Below are 26,543 nucleotides of genomic sequence, written 5' to 3' on the forward strand. Positions count from 1 at the left end.
CATGCCCTTGACGAGGGACCCGACACTTCCCCCAGGTGAGAGCCCCTCTTCTCGCGGCGGGAGTAGTGGGGCTGGTTTTTTTGTTGTGCGCGTCCGCCGGTCGCGGCCGCGCACACCAGGGGGCCCGGACCCGCCTGCCCGTCGGCGGACGGCCGGCCAGGACGGGCTGCGCCGGTTCGGCAGTCACGCCGCGACCGGCCGTGGAACGCGAAAGAACAGGACGCATGACGTGACTGCATTGTCTGTGAGCACCTCCTCCGCCGCCTCGCTGCGCGCGGACGCGCTGGTGGTCGGTGTCGCGAAGGGCCCCAAGGGCGTCGTGCTCGCCCCCGGCGCCGAGGCCGTGAACGAGGCGTTCGAGGGCAAGCTGACCGAGGTCCTCAACACCCTGGGCGCGTCCGGCGCCGAGGGCGAGGCCGTCAAGGTGCCCTCCCCCGCCGGCCTGAAGGCCCCGCTCGTGCTCGCGGTCGGTCTCGGCGAGGCCGCCGAGGACGGCTACCGGCTCGAGGCGCTGCGCCGCGCCGCCGGTGTCGCCGCCCGCACCCTGGCCGGTGTCAAGAAGGCCGCGCTGGCGCTGCCGGCCGAGTCCGCGGCCGACATCGAGGCGGTCGCGCTGGGCGGTCTGCTCGGCTCGTACGCCTTCGGCACGTACAAGGCCAACGGCAACGGCAAGGAGCCGGTCGGCGAGCTGGTCGTGCTGGCCGCCCGCAAGGGCAGCAAGGACGCCAAGGCCGCCGTGGAGCGCGCCGCCGCGATCGGCGAGGAGATGAACCGCGCCCGCGACCTGGTCAACACCGCGCCGAACGACCTGACCCCGAAGAGCTTCGCCGCGATCGCCCAGGCGGCCGGCAAGGAGCACGGCCTCAAGGTCGAGGTGCTGGACGAGAAGGCCCTGACCAAGGGCGGCTTCGGCGGCCTGCTGGGCGTCGGCGGCGGCTCGGAGAACCCGCCGCGGCTGGTGAAGGTGGCCTACACCCACCCCAAGGCGAAGGCCACGCTGGCCTTCATCGGCAAGGGCATCACCTACGACTCGGGCGGCATCTCGCTGAAGCCGGCCGGCCACAACGAGACCATGAAGTGCGACATGGCCGGCGCCGCCGCCGTGTTCGCCACCGTGGTGGCCGCCAAGCGCCTGGGCCTGGCCGTCAACATCACCGGCTGGCTGGCGCTGGCCGAGAACATGCCGTCCGGCTCCGCCGTCCGCCCCGGCGACGTGCTGCGCATCTACGGCGGCAAGACCGTCGAGGTGCTGAACACCGACGCCGAGGGCCGGCTGGTGCTGGCCGACGCGATCGTGCGGGCCGGCGAGGAGAACCCGGACGTCATCATCGACGTGGCGACCCTGACCGGCGCCATGGTGCTGGCCCTGGGCCACCGGACCTTCGGCGTGATGTCGGACAACGACGAGCTGCGCGACGAGCTCCACGCCCTCGCGGGCGAGGTCGGCGAGCAGTCCTGGCCGATGCCGCTGCCGGCCGAGCTGCGCAAGACCTTCACCGAGTCGACCATCGCCGACCTGGCCAACATGGGCGACCGGATGGGCGGCGGCCTGGTGGCCGGGCTGTTCCTGAAGGAGTTCGTGGCCGAGGGCATCGACTGGGCGCACCTGGACATCGCCGGTCCGGCGTTCCACGAGGGCGCGCCGTTCGGCTACACCCCGAAGGGCGGCACCGCGAGCGCGGTGCGCACCCTGCTGCGCTTCGCCGAGCGGACGGCGGCCAACGGCAAGGCCTGATCCGGTACTACGGGGCCCGGCGCGTGTGCGCCGGGCCCCGTCGGCATGGGCGCGCGGTTACCTGGGAGTAGGACCGGACGGCTGGGCGCACCTCTGTTCGCCACGGGCGAAACTTTGTTCCACAGTGCGGAAGCGGGCGGGGCGAGCGGCCCGGAAGACGCCCGTCCGGCGGCTGTCAATACCGCATTGAGCTGCGATGATGCCCTTCCGTCGGGGGTATTCCCGCCCCGGTGACCGCTCCACGGGCCACCCCTGGGGTGGACCCGGACATCAGCCACCGCGAACAAGTGCGAAGATGTATTTCCGGCACGACTGGGCGCCCCACAAAGGCTTCCGACCCACCGGACCGCGACCGGCCCGGCGACCCACCCCATTGCATGGAGGACGTGACGTGGCGAACGACGCCAGCACCGTTTTCGACGTAGTCATTCTCGGAGGCGGAAGCGGCGGTTACGCCGCGGCGCTCCGCGCCGCTCAGCTGGGTCTGAGCGTTGCCCTGGTCGAGAAGGGTGAGCTGGGCGGCACCTGCCTGCACCGCGGCTGCATCCCGACCAAGGCGCTGCTGCACGCGGCCGAGATCGCCGACGAGACGAAGGAGGCCGCCGAGTTCGGCGTGCTGGCCACCTTCCAGGGCATCGACATCAACGGCGTCCACAAGTACAAGGACGACGTCGTCGCCGGCCTGTACAAGGGTCTGCAGGGCCTGGTGGCGTCCCGCAAGGTCACCTTCGTCCAGGGCGAGGGCAAGCTCTCCTCGCAGACCTCGGTCGACGTGAACGGCCAGCGCATCGAAGGCCGCCACATCGTCCTCGCCACCGGTTCGGTGCCGCGCTCGATCCCGGGCCTGGAGATCGACGGCAACCGCGTGATCTCCTCCGACCACGCCCTGAAGCTCGACCGCATCCCGAAGTCGGCCGTCATCCTGGGCGGTGGCGTCATCGGCGTCGAGTTCGCCTCGGTCTGGAAGTCCTTCGGCGTCGACGTCACCATCGTCGAGGCGCTGCCGCACCTCGTCCCGCTGGAGGACGAGAACTCCTCCAAGCTGCTGGAGCGCGCGTTCCGCAAGCGCGGCATCAAGTTCGAGCTGAAGGCCCGCTTCTCCGGCGTCGAGTACACCGAGGCCGGTGTCCGCGTCTCCACCGAGAACGGCAAGCAGATCGACGCCGACCTCCTGCTCGTCGCCATCGGCCGCGGCCCGGTCTCGGCCGGCCTCGGCTACGAGGAGAACGGCGTCGCGATGGACCGCGGCTACGTCCTGGTCGACGAGTACATGCGCACCAACGTGCCCACCATCTCGGCCGTCGGCGACCTCGTCCCGACCCTGCAGCTCGCCCACGTCGGCTTCGCCGAGGGCATCCTCGTCGCCGAGCGCCTGGCCGGCCTCAAGCCGATGCCAATCGACTACGACGGCGTCCCGCGGGTGACCTACTCCAACCCCGAGGTCGCCTCGGTCGGCATCTCCGAGGCCAAGGCCGTGGAGCTGTACGGCAAGGAGAAGGTCGTCACCCTCAAGTACAACCTGGCCGGCAACGGCAAGAGCAAGATCCTGAAGACCGCCGGCGAGATCAAGCTCGTCCAGGTCAAGGACGGCGCCGTGGTCGGCGTCCACATGGTCGGCGCCCGCATGGGCGAGCAGGTCGGCGAAGCCCAGCTGATCTACAACTGGGAGGCCCTGCCGGCCGAGGTCGCGCAGCTGATCCACGCGCACCCGACCCAGTCCGAGGCCCTGGGCGAGGCGCACCTGGCGCTGGCCGGCAAGCCGCTGCACGCGCACGACTGATCGCGCCCACCACCCCCTGTTTCCAGTACTTCCCGTACGCAAGACTTGATAGGAGTCGCTGAAACCATGGCGGTCTCAGTAACACTGCCCGCGCTGGGCGAGAGCGTTTCCGAGGGCACCGTCACCCGCTGGCTGAAGGCCGAGGGTGAGCGTGTCGAGGTCGACGAGCCGCTGCTGGAGGTGTCGACCGACAAGGTCGACACCGAGATCCCGGCTCCGGTCTCCGGCATCCTGGCCTCGATCAAGGTCGCCGAGGACGAGACCGTCGAGGTCGGCGCCGAGCTGGCGATCATCCACGACGGCTCCGAGGCCGCCGCTGCCGCCCCGGCCCCCGCCGCCGAGGCCGCGCCGGCTCCGGCTGCCGCCCCGGCTGCCCCGGTCGCCGCTCCGGCTCCGGCCGCCGAGGCCCCGGCCGCTGCTCCGGCTCCGGCTGCCGCCCCGGCTGCTCCGGCCGCTCCGGCCGCTCCGGCGGGCGACGCCACGCCGGTGCTGCTGCCCGCGCTGGGTGAGTCCGTCACCGAGGGCACCGTCACCCGCTGGCTGAAGGCCGAGGGTGAGACGGTCGAGGTCGACGAGCCGCTGCTCGAGGTCTCCACCGACAAGGTCGACACCGAGATCCCGTCGCCGGTCGCCGGTGTCGTCGTCAAGATCCTGGTCGGCGAGGACGAGACCGCCGAGGTCGGCGCCCAGCTCGCGCTGATCGGTGCCCCGGGTGCCGCCGCTGCCGCTCCGGCCCCGGCTGCCGCTCCGGCTCCGGCCGCCGCCCCGGCTCCCGCTCCCGCTCCGGCCCCGGCCCCGGCTGCTCCGGCTCCGGCTCCGGCTGCTGCCCCGGCCCCGGCCCCGGCCGCCGCTGCTCCGGCTCCGGCCGCTGCCCCGGCTCCTGTTGCCGCTCCGGTCCAGGCTGCCCCGGCTGCTGCCCCGGCTGCCGACAACGGTGACGCCTACGTCACCCCGCTGGTACGCAAGCTCGCCGCCGAGCACGGTGTCGAGCTGTCCTCCGTCGCCGGCACCGGCGTCGGCGGCCGCATCCGCAAGCAGGACGTCATCGCCGCCGCCGAGGCCGCCAAGGCCGCTCCGGCTGCGACCCCGGCCGCCGCCGCGCCGGCCGCCGCGCCGAAGGCCGCCGCCGCGCCGTCCGCGCTGCGCGGCCAGACGGTCAAGATGACCCGCATGCGCAAGGTCATCGGCGACAACATGATGAAGGCCCTGCACGAGCAGGCCCAGCTGACCAGCGTGGTCGAGGTGGACGTCACCAAGATCATGTCGCTGCGTGCCAAGGCCAAGGACGGCTTCCTCGCCCGCGAGGGCGTCAAGCTCTCCCCGATGCCGTTCTTCGTCAAGGCCGCCGCCCAGGCGCTGAAGGCCCACGCGGTCATCAACGCCCGGATCAACGACGCTGAGGGCACCATCACCTACTTCGACACCGAAAACATCGGTATCGCGGTGGACTCCGAGAAGGGTCTGATGACCCCGGTCATCAAGGGTGCGGGCGACCTCAACATCGCCGGCATCTCGAAGAAGACCGCCGAGCTGGCCGCCAAGGTCCGCGACAGCAAGATCACCCCGGACGAGCTGTCCGGCGCCACCTTCACCATCAGCAACACCGGTTCGCGCGGTGCGCTGTTCGACACCGTGATCGTGCCGCCGAACCAGGCCGCCATCCTGGGCATCGGCGCCACCGTCAAGCGCCCGGTGGTCATCGAGGCCGACGGCGGCACCGCCATCGGCATCCGCGACATGACCTACCTGTCGCTCTCCTACGACCACCGCCTGGTGGACGGCGCGGACGCCGCCCGCTACCTGGTCGCGGTCAAGGAGATCCTGGAGGCCGGCGAGTTCGAGGTCGAGCTCGGCCTGTAAGGCCTCCCGGTCGTACGGGTCATACGGGTCGTACGGAACCCCCGGAACCCCGCGTCGTCTCCGGACGGCGCGGGGTTCCGCCGTTCCCGGCCCCTCGATCCGGGTCGTGGCATGCACGAAGGCCGCCGAACGGGGATGCTGGAGCCGTGATGGACGAGACCGACTTCTGGCAGATCATCGACGAGACCCGGGAGGCCGCCGAGGGCGATCCCGACGAGCAGGCGGACCGGCTGGTGGAACACCTCGTCGGGCTGACCCCGGACGATGTGATCGACTTCGCCCGGCTGTTCGAGGCCCGGTTCCAGCGCGCCTACCGCTACGACCTGTGGGGCGCGGCCTACCTGCTGCTGGACGGCGCCTCCGAGGACACCTTCGACTACTTCCGGTGCTGGTTGATCGGCCAGGGCCGGGAGGTCTTCGAGGGCGGCCTGGCCGAACCGGACGACCTGGCGGACCTGCTGCCCGAGTTCGACGAGGAGGAGGACGGCGAGGCCGAGGACCTCGGCTACGCGGCCGACGAGGCGTACGAGCAGCTGACCGGCCTGCCGCTGCCCGAGGTGGGCGGCCAGCAGGCCCGGCAACCGTCCGGGGCGCCGCTGGACTTCGACGACCCGGACGTGATGGCGAAACGCTTCCCCAAGCTCTGGGAGCGGTACGGGGATTGAGGGCGCCCGTACGGCCCGAGCGCTGAGCCTCGGGAGCCGAGGCCCGAGCGCCGAGGCCCGAGCGCTGAGGCTCGGGCTCGGTGGCTCGGGCGCAGCGGATCAGGTGCTGCTGCCCGAGCTGCTGTCCTGCTTGATGCCCTTGAGGATCTGGTCCAGCACCGACACGTCCGGTGCGGCCGGGTCGTCGTCCACGCCGCCCTCGAAAACGACGTAGCCGCCGCCCTTGGCCGGGACGGCGGCCAGCAGGACGTAGCCCTGGGTGCCATCCGAGGTGCGGACGTGCCAGCGGGTGGCGTAGCCGAGCACGCCGGCGACGGTGACATAGCCGGAGCCGGAGTCGGTGTGCGAGGTGATCCCGCTGAAGATCCCGCCGGCGTAGGCGGGCATGGCGGCGTCGGCGGCCGCCTTGGGCGAGGCGCCCTGAACGGCGTCCTTCTCGACCGAGAACTGGCCGCGGATGCAGGCGTTGCCGTCGGGGCAGGTGTAGCGGCCGCTGCCGAGGAAGACCGTGGAGTGCACGGGGTTGGGCGTGACGTCCCAGCCGTCGTACACCGGGACGGTGATCGCGTGCTGGGCGTCCGGGACGGTGCTCTTCACGACCGGGACGGGCTTGGGCGGCGCGACGGTGGGCGTGCTCTGGGTCGGGGAGGGGGTCGGCCCGGGGCTGTCGCTCTGGCTGACCGGGACGGTGGGACCGGGCGTCGGGCCGGCCTTCGGGTCGCCGCCCTGGCTGAGCACGATCCCCGCGATGATCCCGCCCACGGCCAGCACGCCGACCGCGATGCCGATGATCACACCGGGCTTGGCCTTCGCGGGGCTCGACGGCGGGTAGTCCGGGCCCGGGTAGCCGTAGCCCGCGCCCTGGTAGACGTCCTGCCCTGGGTGTCCGGGGTAGCCGTAACCAGGGGTGGGGGCGCCGTAGCCCGGCGTCGGGGCGCCGTAACCGGGGTACTGGCCGGCGTCCTGGCCCGGGTAGCCGTAACCGGGGGCCGGTGAGCCGCCCTGCGCCGGATACCCGTAGCCGGGCTGCTGGGCCGGGGGCTGCCAGGGCTGGGTGGGGGCGTCGGCGAGCTGTCCGGCGCCGCCCTGGAGCGGCCGGATCTCGCTGGTCCAGGCGCTGCCGTCCCACCAGCGTTCGTGACCGGGGCTGCCGTCCGCACCGGGGACCGGGTACCACCCGGGAGGCGTCGAGTTGCTCACGGGCGTACGGTACCCGGCGGGGTGCGGCTCCAGACAGGGCGGGTACGTCACGACTCCGCACCACCGGATCCGCTGACGGGGCGGCAGGTCCCGGGCCTCAGTCGGCCAGGCGGCGGGCCATCCAGACGTCGTCCACGTAGTGGCCGTCGATCAGGAACTCCTCGGCCAGCGAGCCCTCCACGACGAAGCCGCAGCTCTCGTACAGCCGGCGGGCCGGGGTGTTCCAGCCGAGCACCCGCAGGCTCATCTTGCGGGCGCCGCCGGCCCGGGCGGCCGCGCAGGCCGCCTCGACCAGGCGCCGGCCGATGCCCCGGCCACGCGCCGTGCCGTCGACGGCGAGGCCCTGGATCTGCCGGACGTGCCGGTTGGCGGCCAGCGGCGTCGGCGGCACCTGGCGGACGTAGCCGACGATCCGGCCGTCCAGCACCGCGAGCAGGTACTGCTCGGGGGTGTGCCGCTCGTCGAAGACGGTCGCCGTGGCGGACGGCTCGGGGGAGACGTCGGAGAGGGTGGACCAGGAGTCGCGGTCGAGGGCCGCGAGTTCGTGATCGTCCTCGGGTCGCGCCGGTCGGATGATCAGATCGTCGTGGGAGCCATGGGACATGCGCGTCATGCTAGTGAGGCGTGTGCGAAGGTGACGGGGGATTGAGGACTGCGAGGATGGGACCATGCGCATCGCTGTCACGGGCTCCACGGGATTGATCGGTTCAGCACTCGTCCGCTCCCTGCTGGCGGACGGCCATGAGGTGGTCCGGCTGGTCCGGCGCCGTTCCCGGACGGGCCCGCAGCCCGACGGCACCACGGCGATCGGCTGGAACCCGCTGCTCGGCCAGGTCGAGCGGGACGGGCTCGCCGGGGTCGAGGCGGTGGTCCACCTGGCCGGCGCCGGGGTCGGCGACCGCCGCTGGACCGAGGCGTACAAGCGGGAGATCCGGGAGAGCCGGGTGTACGGCACCGAGACGCTGGCCGTCGCGCTGGCGGAGCTCAAGGAGCCGCCGCGGGTGTTCGTCAGCTCCTCCGCGGTCGGCTGGTACGGGCAGACCGGCGACCGGGTGATCGACGAGGACTCCCCCGCCGGGGACGACTTCCTGGCCGAGGTGTGCCTGGAGTGGGAGGCGGCGGCGCGGCCGGCCGAGCGGGCCGGGATCCGGGTCGTGCACCCGCGCACCGGCATGGTGCTGTCCGCCGCCGGCGGGGCGGGCGCGCGGCTGTTCCCGCTGTTCAAGCTGGGCCTGGGTGGACGGCTCGGCAGCGGGCGGCAGTACTGGAGCTACATCTCGCTGGCCGACGAGGTGGCCGCGCTGCGGTTCCTGATCGACCGGGAGGACCTCTCCGGCGCCTTCAACCTCACCGCGCCGGAGCCGGCCACCAACGCCGAGCTGACCGCGGCGATCGGGCGCGCGGTGGGACGGCCGACCCCGTTCCCGGTGCCGGAGGCCGTCCTCAGGGTGGTGCTCGGTGAGCTGGCGGTCGAGGTCGTCGGCAGCCACCGGGTGGTGCCGCGGCGGCTGCTGGACGCGGGCTTCCACTTCGCGCACCCGGACCTGGACTCGGCGGTGCGGGCGGCGCTCTGACGCCGGGTTCGATTCCCGGTGCGGTTCCGGTGCGGCTTCCGTCCCTCCGGACGGCGCCCGGCACGCGGCTGCCGACCTCCGCCGGGCGTCTACCGTGCTGGCGCCCTCCGGTGTTCGCCCTGGCCAAGGGCATATGCCGGGCTGGCTCGGGCGGGGGTCGGACGGGGCTCCGGGAGGGGGCGCACGGGAGCACATGGCGGGCGCGTCGCACGCCCCCGGTGACCGTACGCGCCCGCCGACCCCGTCAGGCGCCCGCCACAGCGCACTGTCCGTGACCGCGCCCCCAACCGGTGCCGCACAACCCCGCCCGAGCCCCGCATCCGGTCCGTACTGCTTGTCTGATACTCACACTGACTGGGCATCACCTTCCACGGACCGTATCCCGGCACCCCGCTGCCTGCGTCGGCCGGAGCCCCGGGACCAGGGAGGGAGCACGCCAGTGCCCACGTACGACTTCACCCGCCGCGCGCGTCGGCCGTCCGACCCGGACGTCGTCGTGGTCGGCGCCGGACTCGCGGGTCTGGCCGCCGCCCGCGCACTCACCGACCGCGGCCTCGACGTCCAGATCCTGGAGACCACCGATCGGATCGGCGGCCGGATGGCCACCCGCGAGCTGGACGGATTCCGGCTCGACGACGGCAGCCACCTGCTGAACACCGCGTTCCCCGAGCTCCGCCGGGCGCTCGACCTCGACCGCCTGGACCTGCGCCCGCTGACACCCGGCGTGCTGGTGCACAGCGCCGGTCGCCGCTACCGCACCGGGGATCCGCAGCTCACCGCCGCCCGCCAGGCAGCCACCCGGGCGCCGCTCGGCAGTCCGCTGGACAAGGCCCGGCTCGGCAGCTGGCTCGGCCGGATCGCCACCACCCCCGCCGCCCGGCTGCAAGCCCGCCCGGAGACCACCGCGGCCCGCGCGCTGACCGGCCAGGGCCTCGCCCCGCGCACCGTGGACGGCTTCCTGCGCCCGCTGCTCAGCGCGCTGCTCAGCGACCCGGCGCTGGGCACCAGCAGCCGCATCGCCGACCTGGTGCTGCGCTCCTACGCCCGCGGACGGCTCTGTCTACCCGCCGACGGGATCGCGGCCGTGCCCGCCCAGCTGGCCGCCGCGCTGCCCGCCGGGACCGTGCGGACCGGCGTGCGGGTCACCTCGGTCAGCGCCGACGGCGTGGAGACCGTCGGCCACGGGCGGATCGGCGCCCAGGCCGTCGTCGTCGCCACCGACGCCCGCTCCGCCGCCGAACTGCTGCCCGGGCTGCGGCTGCCGGACTTCCACCCCGTCACCACCTTCTTCCACGCGGCCGACCGCGCCCCGCTGGGCGAGGCCGTCCTGCTGATCGACGCCGACCGGCCCAACGGGCACCCGCCGCTGGTCTCGCACTCGCTGGTGCTGAGCGAGCTGCACTCCTCCTTCGCCCCGGCCGGGCAGACGCTGATCGCCACCACCGTGCTCGGGCGGCGCTCCTTCGACGCGGGCGGCCCGGCCGGGCTGGAACCGGCCGTCCGGGCCCGGCTCGCCGAGCTGTACGGCGTCTCGCCGACCGGTTGGCAGTTCCTCAGCGTGCGGCACGTTCCGGACGCGCTGCCCGCGATGCCCCCACCGCACAACCCGCGTCGGCCGGTACGGCTGCTCGCCGGGCTGTACGTGGCCGGGGACCATCGGGACACCAGCACCGCTCAGGGGGCGCTGGTCTCCGGGCGCCGGGCGGCGGAGGCGGTGCTGCGCGATCTCGGGCTGCCGACGGGGGTGCCGGAGGCCGAGGCGGCGGCCTGAGGGCCGTGCTCCAGGGTCGCGCTCGGGGGCCGCACTCGGGGTCGCGATGGGGACGGACGTCTTCGACGGGGCGCGCGTCGACCATCTGCTCGACGCGCTCTCCCGGAACGGCCGCCTGGCCGTGTTGATGCGTCCGCCCGTGCGGGCGGTCCTGCCGCGCGGGCGGTCCGGCCCTGCCGGGGTCGTCGGCCGGATGCGGAGTGCCGGCCGTGGTGGCCACCCGTTGGCGGCCCGGCGGGCGCGCGGGGGCGCCCGGCGGCGCGGCCGGTGATGCGCGCGGTGACGCCGCCGGTGGCAGCAGCGGGTGTCCGGCGGCCGGGGCTGGACGGGCGGCCGGGTGCGCGTGGGCATGCGTGAACAGGTGCGGACAGGTGCGGGATCGAGGTGGCCGGACCCGTGACCCGCGCCGTGGGGCGGGCGGTCAGATCACCCCCGCCTGGCGGGCCGTCTCCTCGAAGGCGCGGGCCACCGGGCTGCCCCGGTACGGGGTGAGGCGGCGGTGGAAGTCCCGGACGTACTCCAGCGAGCGGGCCGAGCGCATCTCCCCCGCCGCCCGCAGCGCGTCGGTGGCCATCGTGCAGGCCTCGTCGAGGTCGCCCATGCCCAGCCGGGCGGTGGCCAGCACCAGCCGGCAGAAGATCCGGCTGCGCGCGTACGCGGGCGAGCGCAGCCGCAGCGACTTCTCCGCGTGCTGGGCGGAGGTGCGCCACTGCTGGAGGTCGCGGTAGCAGTGGGCGAACTCGTCGGAGAGCTGGGCCTCGTCGAAGTACCGCGCCCAGGACGGCAGTTCGTCGCCCGTGCGGGCTGCTGCGAGGGAGCGCTCGGCCCGTACCAGGGCGGTGGTGCAGGAGCGGACGTCGCCCAGCAGGCCGTGTCCGCGCGCTTCGGCGGCGTGCATCAGCGACTGGACCACCGGCGGGACGGCGGTGCCCACGCCCTGCTGGGCGACCCGGGCGAGCTGGACGGCCTCCCGCCCGTGGCCCAGGTGGACGGCCTGCTGGCTCATCGTCACCAGGACGAAGCCGCCGAGGGCGCGGTCCCCGGCGGCCTGGGAGAGGCGCAGCGCCTGGACGAAGTAGCGCTGGGCGAGGCCGTGCGCGGCGATGTCGAAGGACGTCCAGCCGGCCAGTCGGGTCAGGTCGGCGACCGCCCCGAACAGGGCCCGGCCGATCTGCTCGCCGTAACGGCCGCGCAGCATCGGCTCGGCCTCGCTCTCCAGATAGCGGACCAGTGCCTGGCGGGCGTGGCCACCGCCGTAGGCGTGGTCGAGCGCGCGGAAGAGGTCGCCGACGGCGCGGATGGCGGCGATGTCGCCGCGGCCGACGCGCAGGGCGGGGCGGGCCTCGCGGGTCGGGTCGGTGTACGGCGGCTCGACGGCGGCCGGTGGGCGCCGGCTCTGGGTGGGCACCCGGCCGATGGGGGCGGCGGTGCCGGTGGTTCCGGCGGTGCTGCGGGAGCCGGGGGCACCGGCGGCCTGGCCGCGCGCGGGGCTCGCGCTCGGCGCTCCGGGCGCGCCCGCGGGGCCCTGCGCCGCTGTGGTCGGGGCGCTGCCCGGCGGGCCGGTGGCGGCGTCCGGGCGGGCCAGCGTGGAGCCGTCGCGGGCGACGCGCTCGTCGGTGCGGCCGATCAGCCAGTCCCGGCTGGGGACGACCAGTCCGGCCGGGGTGAAGGCGATCCGGCGCAGTTCGGACTGGGGCCCGTTGTCCTTGCGCCACATGCTCGCCACGATGTCCACCGCCTCCTGCGGGGTCTCGGCGAACTCCAGTCCGGCGTAGACCGGGGCGCAGGCGTCCAGGCCGAGGTCCTGGGCGGTGAGACGGCGGCCGAGGCGGCGGGTGAAGACCTCGGCGATCAGCGCCGGGGTGGCGCCGCGGGGCTGCTGGCCGCGCAGCCACCGGGTGACCGAGGTCTTGTCGTAGCGCAGGTCGAGGCCGTGCTCCAGGCCGAGTTGGTCGACCCGGCGGGCCAGGCCGGCGTGCGAGAAGCCGGCCTCCTCGATCAGCGCGGCGAGTTGGCCGTTCTGCGGGGCCGGGCCGGAGTGGCCGGTGTGGCCGCCGCCGTGACCGCCCGTGGTGGTGGGGGCGGGGGTGGGGGCGGGGGCGGGAGCGGCTTCGGGCCGGGTCGGCGTGGCCTGCACGGGCAGTCGCAGTTCGTCCGCGGCCGGGGCGTCGGTGGTCAGCGTGTCGCCGGTCGGGGCGTTGGTCGCCAGGGCTTCGGGGGCGTCCGGAAGGGTCCGGCCGACCGGACCTCGGTGCTGGCCGAGCGGGTCGAGCGGTCCGTACGCCGGGCTGTCGGTTGCAGGCCGTTGGGGCATGTCAGTCAACACCTCTCGGACGTCGCACCGGGCTCTACCAGCGCTTCGGCTGCCTGGGGCGGCGCCCCCTGTCGGGAATCGGCGTGAATGTAGCGAGCATTCGGGCGCTATGGGTGGATCTGACCGAGCAATCCTCCGAACGGGTGAAGCAACCGCGCCCATTGTGGGGAAGCGAGGTCGGGGCGGGTTTGGCCTTCCGGGCCCGAACCGTCGATCGGTCGTCATGTCGGTTTCCGCCATGGGGAGTGCGGATGCTGTGGTGGTCCGCCACATGGGAGCGGCGCCGCCGGATTCCTAGCGTTCTCGGCCATGGACACCTCTACTGCTCGCCCGCTCGACGGCCGCACGGCCCTGGTGACCGGCGCCGCCTCGGGCATCGGCCGGGCCTGCGCCGAGGCCTTCGCCGCGGCCGGCGCCCGGGTCTACGTCGTCGACCTCGCGGCCGGCCCCGCCCGGGAGCTGGCGGATCGGATCGGCGGGCGTGCGATCGTCACGGACCTCGCCGATCCCGACGCCGTGGACGCCCTTCCGGACGACGCCGACATCGTGGTCAACAACGCCGGCCTGCAATACGTCGCGCCCGTGCACGAGTTCCCGGTCGAACGCTTCACCCTCATCCAACGCGTGATGGTCGAGGCTCCGTTCCGCATCCTGCGCCGCACCCTTCCCCACATGTACGAGCAGGAGTGGGGCCGGATCATCAACATCTCCTCCGTCCACGGGCTGCGCGCCAGCGCCTTCAAGTCCGCGTACGTCACCGCCAAGCACGCCCTGGAAGGCCTCAGCAAGACCGTCGCCCTCGAAGGCGCCCCCTACGGCGTCACCAGCAACTGCCTCAACCCGGGGTACGTCCGCACCCCCCTGGTCGAGAAGCAGATCGCCGCCCAAGCCCTGGCCCACGGCATCCCCGAGGACGAGGTCGTCGACCGCATCATGCTCGACCGCACCGCCGTCAAGCGCCTCATCGAACCCTCCGAGGTCGCCGACCTCGCCCTCCACCTCTGCACCCCGCCCGCCTCCTACATCACCGGCACCAGCCTTCCCATCGACGGCGGCTGGACGGCGCACTGAGTTCTCCGTTCCCGTACCGGCGCGGGACTTCGTCACGGAGCGCCGGCCCGGCCCCGTCCGGCAGTCATGGGGTGGTCGGCCACATCCGCCCCGGGGGCTGTGTGGGTCGGCCACATCGTCCCGGCGGCGCGGGATTCCTACCTTGTGGCGACACCGGGGCGACACCGTCCCCCTCTGGACCTGGAAGTGGTGACCCATGAAAGCCCCTGCGCGTGGTTCGGCGGCGAGCAGTTCACTCCCGAGAGTGGTGGCCGCCAGCCTCATCGGAACGACGATCGAGTGGTACGACTACTTCTTGTACGGGACGGCGGCGGCCCTGGTGTTCGGGAAGCTGTTCTTCCCGAACAGTGATCCGCTGACGGGGACGCTGCTGTCGTTCCTGACCTATGCGATCGGGTTCGCCGCGCGGCCGCTCGGGGCGTTGGTGTTCGGGCACTTCGGCGACCGGGTGGGGCGGAAGAAGCTGCTGGTGGTGAGCCTGTTGCTGATGGGCGGGTCGACCACCGCGATCGGGCTGCTGCCGACGTACGGGTCGGTCGGGGCGGCGGCACCGGTGCTGTTGACGGCGCTGCGGCTGGTGCAGGGCTTCGCGCTCGGCGGGGAGTGGGGCGGGGCGGTGCTGCTGGTGTCGGAGCACGGGGACCAGCGACGGCGGGGCTTCTGGGCGTCCTGGCCGCAGGGCGGGGCACCGGCCGGGAACCTGCTGGCGGCCGGGGTGCTCTCGCTGATGACGGCGGTGCAGTCGGACAGCGCGTTCCTGGCGTGGGGGTGGCGGGTGCCGTTCCTGCTGTCGGCGCTGCTGGTGGGCGTCGGGATGTGGATCCGGCTGGCGGTGGACGAGTCGCCGCTGTTCCGGCAGGCGTTGGCGAACAAGCCGAAGGCCGAACCGGCGCCGCTGGCTGGGGTGTTGAAGCACCACTGGCGGGAGGTGCTGGTGGCCATGGGCGCGCGGATGGCGGAGAACATCTCGTACTACGTCATGACGACCTTCGTGCTCGCGTACGCCGTGAGCCACGCGCACTTCGACCGGCAGAGCGCGCTGAACGCCGTACTGATCGCCTCGGCGATCCAGTTCGCGCTGATCCCGCTGTTCGGGGCGCTGTCGGACCGGGTCGGGCGCAAACCCGTGTACCTGGTGGGCGCGGCCGGGGTCGGGGTCTGGGCGTTCGTGTTCTTCGGAATGGTGGACACCCGGTCGTTCGGGTCGCTGGTGATCGCGGTGACCGTCGGGCTGGTGTTCCACAGCGCGATGTACGCGCCGCAGGCGGCGTTCTTCTCCGAGCTGTTCGCGACCCGGCTGCGGTACTCGGGCGCCTCGATCGGCGCCCAGTTCGCCTCGGTGGCGGCCGGGGCGCCCGCCCCGCTGATCGCCACCGCACTGCTCAAGGACTACGGCAGCGCCACCCCCATCTCCGTGTACGTGGCCGTCGCAGCCGCGATCACCGTGCTGGCGGTGCTGTGCGCGCGGGAGACCAGGGGGCAGGACCTCGCCCTGGTCGAGGAGCAGCCGACGGACGGCGCCGCGGCCGGAAAGCCCGCCGTGGCCCGGGGGTTGAGCCGATAGCATCGCGATTCCTCGCACCCGTCGGAACCGACGCCGATTGGCGGCCCGCACCATGAACCACCCCGACGAGAGCGCCGCACCCGCGCTGCGGCGGCTGCTCGACCTGCTCGCCTCCGGCGCCGCCACCGAGGACTTCGCCGAGGTGCTGGCCGACGCCCGCCGCCGCGGGGCGCCGTCGGCCGTCCTCGCCGAGATCGACGACGCCACCTGGCAGGCCCTGCGGGTGCACCGCACCCTCCGCCAACACCGGCGCCGGGAAGCCGAGTTGACCGCGCTGTTCGACACTGCCGGGGACCTGGCCGCCTCCCGGGAGCTGGACACGGTGCTCCAGGCGATCGTCCGCCGGGCCCGGATGCTGCTCGGCACCGACACCGCGTACCTGACCCTGCCGGACGAGGCCGCGGGCGACACCTACATGAGGGTCACCGACGGCTCGGTCTCCGTGCTGTTCCAGACCCTGCGGCTCAGCCTCGGCGACGGCCTGGGCGGGCTGGTCGCGCAGACCGCCCGCCCGTACGCCACCCCCGACTACCGCACCGACGAGCGCTTCCACCACACCGGCACGATCGACGCGGGCGTGCTGGACGAGGGCCTGGTGGCGATCATCGGCGTGCCGCTGCTGCTCGGCGGGCAGGTCATCGGCGTCCTGTTCGCCGCCGACCGCTCACCGCGCGCCTTCTCCCCCGACGAGGTCGCGCTGCTCTGCACCCTGGCCGCGCACGCCGCGATCGCCCTGGACACCGCCAAGTCGCTGGCCGACACCCGGGCCGCGATCGCCGAGCTGAACGCCGCCAACGAGCTGGTCCGGGCCCACTCCGCCGCCGTCCAGCGCGCCGAGCAGGCGCACGACCGGCTCACCGACCTCGTCCTGCGCGGCGCCGAGGTGCCGGACGTCGCCGCCGCCGTCGCCCACCTGCTGGGCGGGGAGATAGCCGTTCTGGACGCCGAGGGCGAACCGCTGGCCGGGAAGCCGGCGCCCGCCGCCGAGCTGGCCCGGGCGGTGGCCGCCTCCCGGGCCGAGGGCCGGTCGGTGCGGCACGGCGAGCTGTGGGTGTGCGCGGTACTGGCCGGGCAGGACGCGCTCGGCGCCCTGGTGCTGCGCGGCCGGCCCGACCTCGACGACGCCGACCGGCGGCTGTTCGAGCGGGCCGGCGTGGTCACGGCACTGCTCCTGCTGCTGCGCCGCTCGGTGGCGGAGGCCGAGAACCGGGTCCGCGGCGAACTGCTCACCGACCTGCTCACCGCCCCCGAGCGCGACCCGGCCGGGCTCACCGCGCGCGGTCGCCGGCTGGGGGTCGACCTCGCCCGACCGCACCTGGTGCTGGTCGCGGAACCGGCGGACGACGCCGGTGACGGGCCGGGACGGCTGGCACGGCTGGCGGCCGCCGCCCGGCGGTACCTGTTCGGTTCCCGGGGGCTCGGCGCCGAACACGGCGAGGCGGTGGTGCTGCTGGTGCCGCTCGAAGCGGGCACCGCCGACACTCCCGACGAGCCCGAGGAGACCGCCCGGCAGGCCGCCGAGCGGCTGGCCCGGTTGGCCGGCTTCCCCGTCACCGTCGGCGCCGGCCGCCCCGCCGCCGGTCCGCCGGCGCTGGCCGCCTCCTACGCCGAGGGCCTGCGCTGCGTACGCGCCCTGCGGGTGCTCGGCCGCGCCGGGGAGGGCGCCTCGGCCCGCGCGCTCGGTTTCCTGGGGGTGCTGCTCGGCGACGGCCATGACGTGGACGGCTTCGTCGGCCGGACGCTCGGCCCGCTGCTCGCGTACGACGCCCGGCGCGGCACCGAGCTGGTCCGCACCCTGCGCGCCTACTTCGACTGCGGCGGCAGCCTCACCCGGGCCAAGGACGAACTGCACGTCCACGTGAACACCGTGGTGCAGCGGCTGGACCGGGTCGAGGCCCTGCTCGGGCCGGACTGGAACCAGCCGGAACGCTCCCTGGAACTGCAGTTGGCGCTGCGGCTCCAGCTGCTCTCGGGCGGCTGACCGACCCGTCGGAGCGTGGGCGTACAGTGGCGAGGTTGGTCTCGAACGCCTGGCAAGGAGTGCGGTGGGCGCATGAGTGAGAACGTGCGGTTCGTGCGGATGGGCATAGGCGAGCGTGTCGTCCCCTATCAGGAGGCGTGGGAGGAGCAGCAGCGCCTGCACGCGCTGCGGGTCGCGGACGAGATCCCCGACACCGTGCTGCTGCTGGAGCACCCGCCCGTCTACACCATGGGCAAGCGCACCAACCCCGCCGACCTGCCGCTGGACGGCACCCCGGTGGTCGAGGTCAACCGGGGCGGGGAGATCACCTGGCACGGCCCCGGCCAGCTGGTCGGCTACCCGATCGTCAAGCTGCCCGACCCGATCGACGTGATCGCCTACGTCCGCCGGCTGGAGGAGGCGCTGATCCGCGCCGCCGCCGACTTCGCTGTCGAGACCGCGCGGGTCGAGGGCCGCAGCGGGGTCTGGGTGCTCGGCCGGACCATCCCGGACGCCGTGGTGGACCCGGCCGCGGTGGTGGACATCGGCAAGCTGACCCTGCGGATGGGCCTGCCGCTGGGCATCGACCCGCGCCTGGCCGGGCCGGAGTACGCGCCGTCCAACGCCGGTCAGCGCGGCGACGACCGCAAGCTCGCCGCGATCGGGGTGCGGGTCGCCCGCGGGGTGACCATGCACGGCTTCGCGCTCAACTGCGACCCCGACATGACGTACTTCGACAAGATCGTGCCCTGCGGCATCCGGGACGCGGGCGTCGCCTCGCTGGCCGGCGAGCTGGGGAGGGCGTTCCCGGTCGCCGAAGCGCTGCCGGCGGTCGAGCGGCACCTGAAGGACGTCCTCGCCGAGCTGCCGGAGCCGGCGCTCGCCCGCTGAAGGCCCCACACCCTTCGACTGCTGGGAATCTACCGGCCGGTAGCGGCGTTGCCCTGCGATTGCAGGGCGCCAGGCCCAGCGCAGCCCGTACAAGCACAGGCGTACCCTGGGGGTACCCCGTCTAGTTCTAGGAGTCGCACGTGTCCGCTGTCGCGCCCGACGGCAGGAAGCTCCTCCGCCTGGAGGTCCGCAACAGCGAGACCCCCATCGAGCGGAAGCCCGAGTGGATCAAGACCCGCGCGAAGATGGGCCCGGAGTACAACGCCCTCCAGTCGCTGGTGAAGAAGGAGGGGCTGCACACGGTCTGCCAGGAGGCCGGCTGCCCCAACATCTTCGAGTGCTGGGAGGACCGCGAGGCGACCTTCCTCATCGGCGGTGACCAGTGCACCCGCCGCTGCGACTTCTGCCAGATCGACACCGGCAAGCCCGCCGAGTTCGACCGCGACGAGCCGCGCCGGGTCGCCGAGTCCATCGTCACGATGGACCTCAACTACGCCACCATCACCGGCGTCGCCCGCGACGACCTGGAGGACGGCGGCGCGTGGCTGTACGCCGAGACCGTGCGCCAGGTGCACGCGATGACCGCCGAGCGCGCGGGCGGCCGCACCGGCGTCGAGCTGCTCATCCCCGACTTCAACGCCGTGCCCGAACAGCTCGCCGAGGTCTTCTCCTCCCGCCCCGAGGTGCTCGCGCACAACGTCGAGACGGTGCCGCGCATCTTCAAGCGGATCCGCCCCGCCTTCCGGTACGAGCGCTCGCTGGACGTCATCACCCAGGCCCGCGCGGCCGGGCTGGTGACCAAGTCCAACCTGATCCTGGGCATGGGCGAGACCCGCGAGGAGGTCAGCCAGGCGCTGGCCGACCTGGTCGGGGCCGGCTGCGAGCTGATCACCATCACCCAGTACCTGCGCCCCTCGCTGCGCCACCACCCGGTGGAGCGCTGGGTGAAGCCGCAGGAGTTCGTCGAGCTCCAGGAGGAGGCCGAGGAGCTGGGCTTCGCCGGAGTCATGTCCGGCCCGCTGGTGCGTTCGTCGTACCGGGCCGGCCGGCTGTACCGGCAGGCGCTGGAGCGGCGCGAGCAGGCCGCGGTCTGACGTCGCCGGCCGGTTTCGGCCACCGGCCACTCAACCCGGCCATTCACGTTGGGCCATTCGAAGGGCGGAGCTGCGGCTCCGCCCTTCCGGCTTCACCACGCTTTGACTGCCCGGTCACCGCCTGGTAACACGGGGTGGGGACGATGGGCGCCTGACGGGCGTTCGATTCTTCTCAGCCCACGTGAGGAGCTGTTCGGCATGCGGATGCGGATCCGGTCGGTGGGGGTGGCGCTGCGGTTCGCCGAGAGCGTCCTGCTGGCTCCCGGCCAACGGCACGCCCGGCTCAACGCGTGGGCGGCGGTGTGCGAGAACCGCCGGTACGCGGCGGACCGCCGGCACGACGCCCTGGCGGCCGCGACGACGGGTACGACGGGGGCACGCTCCGTACGGCAGTGAGGGCTCCGGCGTCGCTGTGCGCGACGGTGTACGGGCACACGGGTCACGGTTCGGGCGAACGGGTACCCGGGCTTGGATATCCCGTACCCGCGCCACGTACCATGAGCGTTATGGCGAGGGAAACATCCGAGAACCCCGGACGGCTGAAGCAGATCCGTCTGGCGTACACCATGACCAAGAAGGTCGACACCAAGATCGGCCTGATCATCGCCGGCGTCGGCCTGCTGACCTTCGGCGTGTTCCTCGCCATCGGCTTCGCAATCGACCACCCCATCTACCTGGGCATCCTGGGCTTCATCGTGGCCGTGCTGGCCATGGCGATCGTCTTCGGGCGCCGAGCCGAGCGCGCCGCGTTCGGTCAGATGGAGGGGCAGCCGGGCGCCGTGGCGGCGGTGCTGAACAACATCCGGCGCGGCTGGAGCTCCAGCTCCACGCCCGTCGCGGTGACCCGCAACCAGGACGCGGTCTACCGCGCCGTGGGCCGGGCCGGCATCGCGCTGATCGGTGAGGGCAACCCCAACCGGGTGCGCCAGCTGCTGGCCTCCGAGAAGAAGAAGATGGCGCGGGTGGTCGGCGACGTGCCGGTGCACGACATCGTGGTGGGCGACGGCGCGGACGAGGTCCCGCTGAAGAAGCTGCAGATCCACCTGATGCGCCTGCCCCGTGCCATCACCCCCGCGCAGGTCACCGAGACCAACGACCGCCTGCGCGCGCTGGGCGACCTGCTGTCCAAGGCGCCGATCCCCAAGGGCCCGATGCCCAAGGGCGCCCGGATGCCCAAGGGCGGCCAGGTCCGCTGACCCTCCCCCGACCACACGAGAACGGCCCCGCTGATGTCCTCAGCGGGGCCGTTCGGCGTTCAGCCTGGTGTGGTGCGTTGCGGGCAGCGGCCGGATCCGGTACGCGGCGGCCTCCGGTCAGATCCGGACCTCGACCGTGCCGACCGCCTTGTCGTGCAGACCGCGGGTGTCGCGGTCCCAGACCAGCGCCGGCACCACCAGGCAGAGCAGCACGGTGCGCAGCAGGACCTGCGGGACGGTCGCGCGGCGGCCGTCCAGGCGGACCACCCGGAGGCCGAACAGCCGCTTGCCGACGGTCGTGCCGGTGGTGGCGAGCAGGACGGCGACGACCAGGAAGTAGAGCGGCAGCGTCCACAGGTTGGCCTCGGCCTGGTCGCCCTTGGCGATCAGCCCGTAGGAGATCAGCGAGACCAGCCAGCCGTCCACGAACAGGGAGCCGATCCGCCGGCCCGGGCCGGCGATCGAGCCGGAGCCCTCCTGGGGCAGTCCGAGGCGCTCGCCGCGGTAGCCGAAGTCGGCGCCCATCTTCTCGGCGGCCGCCTTCGGGCCGTCGATCCACGATCCCAACGCTTCTCTGGTGTCCACGAATCCACACTAACCGGGCTCACCCCCGGCGCCCCCACCGGCACCCCTCCGGGCGGGGCGTGGTGCCGGGCCCGTCCCCTACCGGGTGAATCGGGATCACCGCGCTTACCAAGTGGTCCAGACCACTTCCCGACGGGCCCCCAGGTCGGCGAGGTGATTTGCCCAGGACCGTACACCTTTGCCACCCGCTCGGCGGACGCGGTTAACATCGAGGAAACGAGCGGGTCACCGGCCGGAAACGACCCATTCCTAGGGTGAGCCCCATTCGCTACGCCGAGGAGGATGGATGTTCAACAGCGCCGCCGAAGTGAAGCAGTTCATCCAGGACAACGACGTGAAGTTCGTCGACGTCCGGTTCTGCGACCTGCCGGGCGTACTGCAGCACTTCTCCGTACCTGCGGCGACCTTCGACCCGTCCGAGACCCTGATGTTCGACGGTTCGTCGATCCGCGGCTTCCAGGCCATCCACGAGTCCGACATGGCCCTCGTGCCGGACCTCGCCACGGCCCGCCTCGACCCCTTCCGGGCCGAGAAGCACCTCAACATCAACTTCTTCATCCAGGACCCGGTCACCGGCGAGGCCTACAGCCGCGACCCCCGCAACGTGGCCAAGAAGGCCGAGGCCTACCTCGCCTCCTCCGGCATCGCCGACACCGCCTTCTTCGGGCCCGAGGCGGAGTTCTACGTCTTCGACTCGGTCCGCTTCGAGACCAGCGCCAACGCGTCCTTCTACCACATCGACTCGGAGGCCGGCGCCTGGAACAGCGGCGCCGCCGAGGGCGACGTGCGCGGCTACAAGGTCAAGTACAAGGGCGGCTACTTCCCCGTCCCGCCGGTGGACCACTTCGCCGACCTGCGCGCCGAGATGTCCCTGGAGCTGGCCAAGGCCGGCCTCGAGGTCGAGCGCCAGCACCACGAGGTCGGCACGGCCGGCCAGGCCGAGATCAACTACAAGTTCAACACCCTGCTGCACGCGGCCGACGACCTGATGCTGTTCAAGTACATCATCAAGAACGTCGCCTGGCGCAACGGCAAGACGGCCACCTTCATGCCCAAGCCGATCTTCGGCGACAACGGCTCCGGGATGCACGTCCACCAGTCGCTGTGGACCGACGGCTCGCCGCTCTTCTACGACGAGCAGGGCTACGCCGGCCTGTCCGACACCGCCCGCTACTACATCGGCGGTCTGCTCCGGCACGCCCCGTCGCTGCTGGCCTTCACCAACCCGTCGGTGAACTCCTACCACCGTCTGGTGCCGGGCTTCGAGGCGCCGGTCAACCTGGTGTACTCGCAGCGCAACCGCTCGGCCGCGATCCGCATCCCGATCACCGGCTCCAACGCCAAGGCCAAGCGCATCGAGTTCCGCGCGCCGGACCCGTCCTCCAACCCGTACCTGGCCTTCTCCGCCATGCTGATGGCCGGCCTCGACGGCATCCGCAACAAGATCGAGCCGCTGGAGCCGGTCGACAAGGACCTCTACGAGCTCGCCCCCGAGGAGCACGCCAACGTCCCGCAGGTGCCCTCCTCCCTCCCCGCCGTCCTGGAGGCCCTCGAGGCCGACCACGAGTACCTCCTCGCCGGCAACGTCTTCACCCCGGACCTGATCGAGACCTGGATCGACTTCAAGCGCAACAACGAGATCGCCCCGATCGCCCTCCGGCCCCACCCGCACGAGTTCGAGCTGTACTACGACCTGTAAAGCTCAACCCGGACAGCGAAGAAGCTCCGAACACACCGGTTCGGAGCTTCTTCGCTGTCCGGCAAGCCTGGGTGCTGAGAGGCCGTCAGCATCTCGGTGGGGTGGGCGCGGCTCACTCGGGGGTGAGGGCCAGGACGGCGAGGTCGTCGGTGAGGAGGCCGGCGTAGTGGTGGACGTCCTCGGCCAGGAAGGAGACCACCCGGTCGGGGGCGGTACTGCCGAGGGCGGCCAGGCGCGGGGCCAGCGGATAGAAGGCGCCGGTGGTGTCGCGGGCCTCGCTGACGCCGTCGGTGTAGAGCAGGACGGTGTGGCCCGGGGGCAGGGCGACGGTGGTCGGCTTGGCGGGTTCGTCGTCGGGCCCCAGGTGGCCGAGGCCGAGCGGGAGTTCCTCGGCGCAGGCGACCGGGGTGATCGTGCCGTCGGCGAGCAGCAGCGGGGTGGTGTGGCCGCGGTCCACGATCTCCACGCAGTCGGCACCCGGCCGGTACTGGAGCAGGACGGCGGTGGCGAACAGCTCGTCGTCGTCGCCGTCCGCCGCGTCGCGCAGCACGGCGCGGTCCAGCTGGTCGGCGAGCTCGACCAGGCCCGGGGTGTCGTGGGCGGCCGCCCGGAAGGCACCGAGCACGTCGGCCACCGTACGGACCGCGCCGAGGCCCTTGCCGCGGACGTCGCCGAGCAGCACCCGGACGCCGAAGCGGGTGTCGCACACCTCGTACAGGTCCCCGCCGACCAGCAGCTCGGCCTGGGCGGGCCGGTAGAGCCCGGCCACCCGCAGGCCACCGACCCGCTCGGGGACCGGCCGGAGCACGGTGCGCTGGAGGGTCTCGGCGACCGTACGGGCCTGCAGCAGGCGGTCGGTCTGCCGGGTGCGCTGCCAGGACAGGGCGGTGCCCATCGCCCCGGAGAGCAGGGTGGCGATGTAGACCCAGACGTGGTGCTGCTCGTTGACGTGGCCGGCGCGCAGGGCCAGCAGGATCTGCAGCGCGAGTGAGCCGCCCGTGGCGACGCCGGTCAGCGCCGGCCCGTAGCTGAAGGCGGCCACCACCGGCAGGGCCGTCAGCAGGAAGCCGGCGGCCACCGCGTCCGGAACGACGGCCTCGGTGATCAGGTCCAGGACGAGCAGCAGGACCGGCAGCCAGGGCACCCAGCGCGGCACCCGGGGCTTCGCGACCACGAGCTGCGGCGGGCGGGGTGCTGACACGACGGGGACCTCCTGGCTGGCCGGTCAGGCCGGTCCGGGATGAATGGCCCGGAATGACCGGTTCGTCCCTCCATGTTCCCCCGCCGGCGACCCGACCACGAACGGCCGAACCTCCCGCCGCCGGGGCCGGGGGATCCGGGAGGCCGCCCGGGAAGCAGCCCGGCAGGCAGACCCCGGAGCGGGCCGGCAGTCGAGGTCAGCGGACCGTCACCGGCAAGGTCTCGAAGCCGCGCAGGACCAGGCGGTCCCGGCGGGTCGGGACCCCGCCCCGGGCGAGCCGGGGGAAGCGGTCGAGCAGCGCGGGCATCGCGACCTCGCCCTCCAGCCGGGCCAGCTGGGAGCCCAGGCAGAAGTGCTGGCCGCCGCCGAAGCTCAGCGGCTGGCTGTCGGTGCGGGTCGGGTCGAAGACCTCGGGCCGGCCGTAACGGGACGGGTCGTGGTTGGCCGCGCCGATCAGCAGCGTCAGCCCGCTGCCCGGCGGGAGGGGCACGCCGTCGACGGCCAGGCCCGGCTCCAGCGCGACCCGGCCGGTGGCCTGGACCGGGGAGTCGAAGCGGAGCACCTCGTCGGTGAAGCCGGTCGCGGTGACGGCGCCGCTGCGCAGCCCGGCGGCCACCTCGGGGTGGCGGAACAGCAGGGCGAGGCCGTTGCCCAGCAGGTTGGTGGTGGTTTCGAACCCGGCCACCAGCAGCAGCACCAGGTTGGCCAGCAGTTCCTCGGCGGAGAGCCGCTCGCCGTCCTCGGCGGCGATCCGGGCCAGGTCGCTGACCAGGTCGTCCTGCGGGCGGGCCAGCCGCTCGGCGGCCAGCTCGGTGAAGTACCCGGACAGCTCGTCGGCGGCCCGGTCCGCGGCGTCCAGCTCGTCGAGGTCCTGGATGATCTCCAGCGCGACCGTCAGGTCGGAGGCGAGGTCGCGGAAGCGGTAGCGGTCCCGCTCGGGGACGCCGAGCAGCTCGCAGATCACCCCGACCGGCAGCCGGAAGGCGAAGGCGTCCATGAAGTCGACCGGCGAGCCGTCCGCGCCCTGCTCGGCCATGCCGTCCAGCAGCCGGTCCACCGCCGCCTCCACGGCCGGTCGCAGCGCGGCGACCCGGCGGGCGGTGAAGACGGAGGCGATCAGCGAGCGGACCCGGGGCTGGTCGGGCGCGTTGCGCTGGAGGATCGAGCGGCCGAACAGGGCCAGCGAGGAGTGCGAGGCGAACTCCGGGGCCAGACCGGCCATCATGTCGGCGGTCGCCACGCCGAAGGCGGGGGTGCGCAGCACCTTGTTAACCGCCGCGTAACCGCTCACCACGTACATCCCGTCCCCCGCCGGGACCACCGGGCCGAGCTCGTGAGCCCGCGCGTACAGCGGGTACGGGTCGGTCCTGACCTCCGGGGTCATCAGCTGCTCGATGATCGCCGCGCCGTCCATCCGGTGCTCCCCTCCGATGACGATGGTTCCTGGTCCGTGAACCACCGACGGGCACGGTGGAGTTCCCGTGCGGCCGGCCGGGCTGCCGCGCCGATAGGGTGGCGGGCATGGAGATCTGGATCAACCCGCGTTGCGGCAAGTGCCGGACGGCATTGAACGAGCTGAACGCCGCCGGGGTGCAGTACACCGTGCGGCGCTACCTGGAGGATCCACCGACGGCGGCCGAGCTGGAGCAGGTGCTGGAGCGCCTCGGCCTCGAGCCGTGGGACATCACCCGCACCGACGAGCAGATCGCGAAGGACCTGGGGATGAAGGGGTGGCCCCGGGAGGCGGGCGAGCGGGGGCGCTGGATCGCAGCGATGGCCGAGCACCCGGTGCTGATCCAGCGGCCGATCATCACCGCGGACGACGGGCACGCCATCGTCGCCCGTACTCCCGAGTCCCTCAAGTCCGTCCTGCCGTAGCGGCCGGCGGGCGCCGTCCGGCCGGTCAGTGGAGCTGGGTCGTCTCCACCGGCCGACCGGGGTGCCAGTTGTGGACCAGCAGGTGGTCGTCCTCCAGCCCGGTGTGCACCACCTGGCGGAGGTCCAGCCGGAACAGGTGGAACGGGGTGGGCGGCGGCTCGGGCAGTTCGGCCGAGAAAGCGGCGATCTCGTCCTCGTCGGTGACCTCCACCGCCCGGCCGGAGAGCTTGGAGTCCCCGCCCGCCATGGTCTCGTCGCCCGGGTGGGCGTGCAGCGCGAAGCGGGCGTCCCGCTGCAGATCGCGCGCCTTGACCGCGTGGTACATCGAACCGAGCCAGGCGTCGGCGCCGATGAACTCGATCTCCGTGCCGCTCACCCGGGGTGAGCCGTCCTTGCGCAGCGTCGCCAGGACGTGGTGCTTGTTCGCCTCGAACCGGGCCCGTACCAGGGCTGCGAGTTCGGGTGCCTCGTGCTCGAAATCCTGCCAGGTAGCCATGGCGCCAGT

General features: G+C 73.1%; 22 protein-coding genes. 15 read left to right on the forward strand and 7 right to left on the reverse strand.

Annotated features, from left to right (window positions below; all coding sequences use genetic code 11):
* The first annotated feature begins 229 nt into the window (after positions 1-229).
* The 4 genes from ACZ4WV_RS04565 (at position 230) to ACZ4WV_RS04580 (ending at position 6,040) form a co-directional block, all read left to right on the forward strand.
* The gene (locus ACZ4WV_RS04565) at positions 230-1,735 is read left to right on the forward strand and encodes a leucyl aminopeptidase (RefSeq protein WP_465742702.1); all 1,506 of its coding nucleotides are present in this window, start codon (positions 230-232) and stop codon (positions 1,733-1,735) included.
* A gap of 391 nt (positions 1,736-2,126) precedes the next feature.
* Entirely contained in the window at positions 2,127-3,515 is a 1,389-nt protein-coding gene (lpdA, locus tag ACZ4WV_RS04570; RefSeq protein WP_465742704.1) for a dihydrolipoyl dehydrogenase, read from the forward strand.
* A 66-nt stretch (positions 3,516-3,581) separates the two neighbouring features.
* Complete coding sequence (sucB, locus tag ACZ4WV_RS04575) at positions 3,582-5,375, forward strand: 2-oxoglutarate dehydrogenase, E2 component, dihydrolipoamide succinyltransferase (RefSeq protein ID WP_465742706.1); 1,794 nt, start codon at positions 3,582-3,584, stop codon at positions 5,373-5,375.
* A 149-nt stretch (positions 5,376-5,524) separates the two neighbouring features.
* Positions 5,525-6,040 (forward strand): DUF4240 domain-containing protein, encoded by a 516-nt coding sequence (locus ACZ4WV_RS04580; RefSeq protein WP_465742708.1) that lies wholly within the window; start codon positions 5,525-5,527, stop codon positions 6,038-6,040.
* Positions 6,041-6,139: 99 nt separating this feature from the next.
* Here ACZ4WV_RS04580 and ACZ4WV_RS04585 read toward each other — a convergent pair whose 3' ends face one another.
* Together ACZ4WV_RS04585 and ACZ4WV_RS04590 are read right to left on the reverse strand one after the other, a co-directional pair.
* The gene (locus ACZ4WV_RS04585; RefSeq protein ID WP_465742710.1) at positions 6,140-7,240 is read right to left on the reverse strand and encodes a DUF2510 domain-containing protein; all 1,101 of its coding nucleotides are present in this window, start codon (positions 7,238-7,240) and stop codon (positions 6,140-6,142) included.
* A 97-nt stretch (positions 7,241-7,337) separates the two neighbouring features.
* Positions 7,338-7,844 carry a GNAT family N-acetyltransferase gene (locus tag ACZ4WV_RS04590; RefSeq protein WP_465742712.1) on the reverse strand — a complete coding sequence of 169 codons (507 nt, stop codon included), beginning with the start codon at positions 7,842-7,844 and terminating at the stop codon, positions 7,338-7,340.
* A gap of 64 nt (positions 7,845-7,908) precedes the next feature.
* On the opposite strand from ACZ4WV_RS04590, the gene ACZ4WV_RS04595 reads away from it, so the two are divergent.
* Together ACZ4WV_RS04595 and ACZ4WV_RS04600 are read left to right on the forward strand one after the other, a co-directional pair.
* Entirely contained in the window at positions 7,909-8,814 is a 906-nt protein-coding gene (locus ACZ4WV_RS04595; RefSeq protein WP_465742714.1) for a TIGR01777 family oxidoreductase, read from the forward strand.
* 439 nt (positions 8,815-9,253) lie between these two features.
* Positions 9,254-10,585, forward strand: a complete 1,332-nt coding sequence (locus ACZ4WV_RS04600; RefSeq protein WP_465742716.1) for an FAD-dependent oxidoreductase — start codon at positions 9,254-9,256, stop codon at positions 10,583-10,585.
* A 421-nt stretch (positions 10,586-11,006) separates the two neighbouring features.
* On the opposite strand, the gene ACZ4WV_RS04605 is transcribed toward ACZ4WV_RS04600, so the two are convergent.
* Positions 11,007-12,899: a regulator gene (locus ACZ4WV_RS04605; protein WP_465742718.1), complete on the reverse strand. Its 1,893-nt coding sequence runs from the start codon at positions 12,897-12,899 to the stop codon at positions 11,007-11,009.
* A gap of 309 nt (positions 12,900-13,208) precedes the next feature.
* Here ACZ4WV_RS04605 and ACZ4WV_RS04610 point away from each other — a divergent pair, with 309 nt between their 5' ends.
* The 7 genes from ACZ4WV_RS04610 to ACZ4WV_RS04640 all read left to right on the forward strand — a co-directional run bounded on the left by ACZ4WV_RS04610 (position 13,209) and on the right by ACZ4WV_RS04640 (position 20,675).
* A complete protein-coding gene (locus ACZ4WV_RS04610; protein ID WP_465742720.1) occupies positions 13,209-13,970 on the forward strand; it encodes a 3-hydroxybutyrate dehydrogenase in 762 nt (253 codons plus the stop codon).
* 196 nt (positions 13,971-14,166) lie between these two features.
* Positions 14,167-15,534 carry an MFS transporter gene (locus ACZ4WV_RS04615; protein WP_465742722.1) on the forward strand — a complete coding sequence of 456 codons (1,368 nt, stop codon included), beginning with the start codon at positions 14,167-14,169 and terminating at the stop codon, positions 15,532-15,534.
* Between the two features lie 52 nt (positions 15,535-15,586).
* Positions 15,587-17,515 (forward strand): helix-turn-helix domain-containing protein, encoded by a 1,929-nt coding sequence (locus ACZ4WV_RS04620; protein WP_465742724.1) that lies wholly within the window; start codon positions 15,587-15,589, stop codon positions 17,513-17,515.
* Between the two features lie 72 nt (positions 17,516-17,587).
* Positions 17,588-18,385, forward strand: a complete 798-nt coding sequence (gene lipB / locus ACZ4WV_RS04625; protein ID WP_465742726.1) for a lipoyl(octanoyl) transferase LipB — start codon at positions 17,588-17,590, stop codon at positions 18,383-18,385.
* A gap of 140 nt (positions 18,386-18,525) precedes the next feature.
* Positions 18,526-19,479 carry a lipoyl synthase gene (gene lipA / locus ACZ4WV_RS04630; RefSeq protein WP_270147375.1) on the forward strand — a complete coding sequence of 318 codons (954 nt, stop codon included), beginning with the start codon at positions 18,526-18,528 and terminating at the stop codon, positions 19,477-19,479.
* 198 nt (positions 19,480-19,677) lie between these two features.
* Positions 19,678-19,875, forward strand: a complete 198-nt coding sequence (locus ACZ4WV_RS04635) for an SCO2195 family GlnR-regulated protein (RefSeq protein WP_465742728.1) — start codon at positions 19,678-19,680, stop codon at positions 19,873-19,875.
* 101 nt (positions 19,876-19,976) lie between these two features.
* Positions 19,977-20,675, forward strand: a complete 699-nt coding sequence (locus tag ACZ4WV_RS04640; RefSeq protein ID WP_465742730.1) for a DUF4191 domain-containing protein — start codon at positions 19,977-19,979, stop codon at positions 20,673-20,675.
* Positions 20,676-20,792: 117 nt separating this feature from the next.
* Here ACZ4WV_RS04640 and ACZ4WV_RS04645 read toward each other — a convergent pair whose 3' ends face one another.
* A complete protein-coding gene (locus ACZ4WV_RS04645; RefSeq protein ID WP_465742732.1) occupies positions 20,793-21,260 on the reverse strand; it encodes an RDD family protein in 468 nt (155 codons plus the stop codon).
* A 286-nt stretch (positions 21,261-21,546) separates the two neighbouring features.
* On the opposite strand from ACZ4WV_RS04645, the gene glnA reads away from it, so the two are divergent.
* Complete coding sequence (glnA, locus tag ACZ4WV_RS04650; RefSeq protein ID WP_465742734.1) at positions 21,547-22,959, forward strand: type I glutamate--ammonia ligase; 1,413 nt, start codon at positions 21,547-21,549, stop codon at positions 22,957-22,959.
* Between the two features lie 112 nt (positions 22,960-23,071).
* Here glnA and ACZ4WV_RS04655 read toward each other — a convergent pair whose 3' ends face one another.
* Both ACZ4WV_RS04655 and ACZ4WV_RS04660 read right to left on the reverse strand, forming a co-directional pair.
* Positions 23,072-24,160: a PP2C family protein-serine/threonine phosphatase gene (locus ACZ4WV_RS04655; protein WP_465742736.1), complete on the reverse strand. Its 1,089-nt coding sequence runs from the start codon at positions 24,158-24,160 to the stop codon at positions 23,072-23,074.
* 196 nt (positions 24,161-24,356) lie between these two features.
* Positions 24,357-25,574 (reverse strand): cytochrome P450, encoded by a 1,218-nt coding sequence (locus ACZ4WV_RS04660; RefSeq protein ID WP_465742738.1) that lies wholly within the window; start codon positions 25,572-25,574, stop codon positions 24,357-24,359.
* Positions 25,575-25,681: 107 nt separating this feature from the next.
* Here ACZ4WV_RS04660 and ACZ4WV_RS04665 point away from each other — a divergent pair, with 107 nt between their 5' ends.
* A complete protein-coding gene (locus ACZ4WV_RS04665) occupies positions 25,682-26,038 on the forward strand; it encodes an arsenate reductase family protein (protein ID WP_465742740.1) in 357 nt (118 codons plus the stop codon).
* A gap of 25 nt (positions 26,039-26,063) precedes the next feature.
* Here ACZ4WV_RS04665 and ACZ4WV_RS04670 read toward each other — a convergent pair whose 3' ends face one another.
* Entirely contained in the window at positions 26,064-26,534 is a 471-nt protein-coding gene (locus ACZ4WV_RS04670) for a pyridoxamine 5'-phosphate oxidase family protein (RefSeq protein WP_465742742.1), read from the reverse strand.
* Positions 26,535-26,543: the final 9 nt, after the last annotated feature.

The organism is Kitasatospora sp. NPDC029312, assembly GCF_055569215.1.

Bases quoted from the DNA above. Each gene is read 5' to 3' on its own strand.
- ACZ4WV_RS04590 (WP_465742712.1), bottom strand. From the start codon at position 7,844: ATGTCCCATGGCTCCCACGACGATCTGATCATCCGACCGGCGCGACCC.
- ACZ4WV_RS04605 (WP_465742718.1), bottom strand. From the start codon at position 12,899: ATGCCCCAACGGCCTGCAACCGACAGCCCGGCGTACGGACCGCTCGAC.
- ACZ4WV_RS04665 (WP_465742740.1), top strand. From the start codon at position 25,682: ATGGAGATCTGGATCAACCCGCGTTGCGGCAAGTGCCGGACGGCATTG.
- ACZ4WV_RS04615 (WP_465742722.1), top strand. From the start codon at position 14,167: ATGAAAGCCCCTGCGCGTGGTTCGGCGGCGAGCAGTTCACTCCCGAGA.
- ACZ4WV_RS04580 (WP_465742708.1), top strand. From the start codon at position 5,525: ATGGACGAGACCGACTTCTGGCAGATCATCGACGAGACCCGGGAGGCC.
- ACZ4WV_RS04610 (WP_465742720.1), top strand. From the start codon at position 13,209: ATGGACACCTCTACTGCTCGCCCGCTCGACGGCCGCACGGCCCTGGTG.
- ACZ4WV_RS04595 (WP_465742714.1), top strand. From the start codon at position 7,909: ATGCGCATCGCTGTCACGGGCTCCACGGGATTGATCGGTTCAGCACTC.
- lipB (WP_465742726.1), top strand. From the start codon at position 17,588: ATGAGTGAGAACGTGCGGTTCGTGCGGATGGGCATAGGCGAGCGTGTC.
- glnA (WP_465742734.1), top strand. From the start codon at position 21,547: ATGTTCAACAGCGCCGCCGAAGTGAAGCAGTTCATCCAGGACAACGAC.
- ACZ4WV_RS04640 (WP_465742730.1), top strand. From the start codon at position 19,977: ATGAGCGTTATGGCGAGGGAAACATCCGAGAACCCCGGACGGCTGAAG.
- ACZ4WV_RS04670 (WP_465742742.1), bottom strand. From the start codon at position 26,534: ATGGCTACCTGGCAGGATTTCGAGCACGAGGCACCCGAACTCGCAGCC.
- ACZ4WV_RS04635 (WP_465742728.1), top strand. From the start codon at position 19,678: ATGCGGATGCGGATCCGGTCGGTGGGGGTGGCGCTGCGGTTCGCCGAG.
- sucB (WP_465742706.1), top strand. From the start codon at position 3,582: ATGGCGGTCTCAGTAACACTGCCCGCGCTGGGCGAGAGCGTTTCCGAG.
- ACZ4WV_RS04660 (WP_465742738.1), bottom strand. From the start codon at position 25,574: ATGGACGGCGCGGCGATCATCGAGCAGCTGATGACCCCGGAGGTCAGG.
- ACZ4WV_RS04620 (WP_465742724.1), top strand. From the start codon at position 15,587: ATGAACCACCCCGACGAGAGCGCCGCACCCGCGCTGCGGCGGCTGCTC.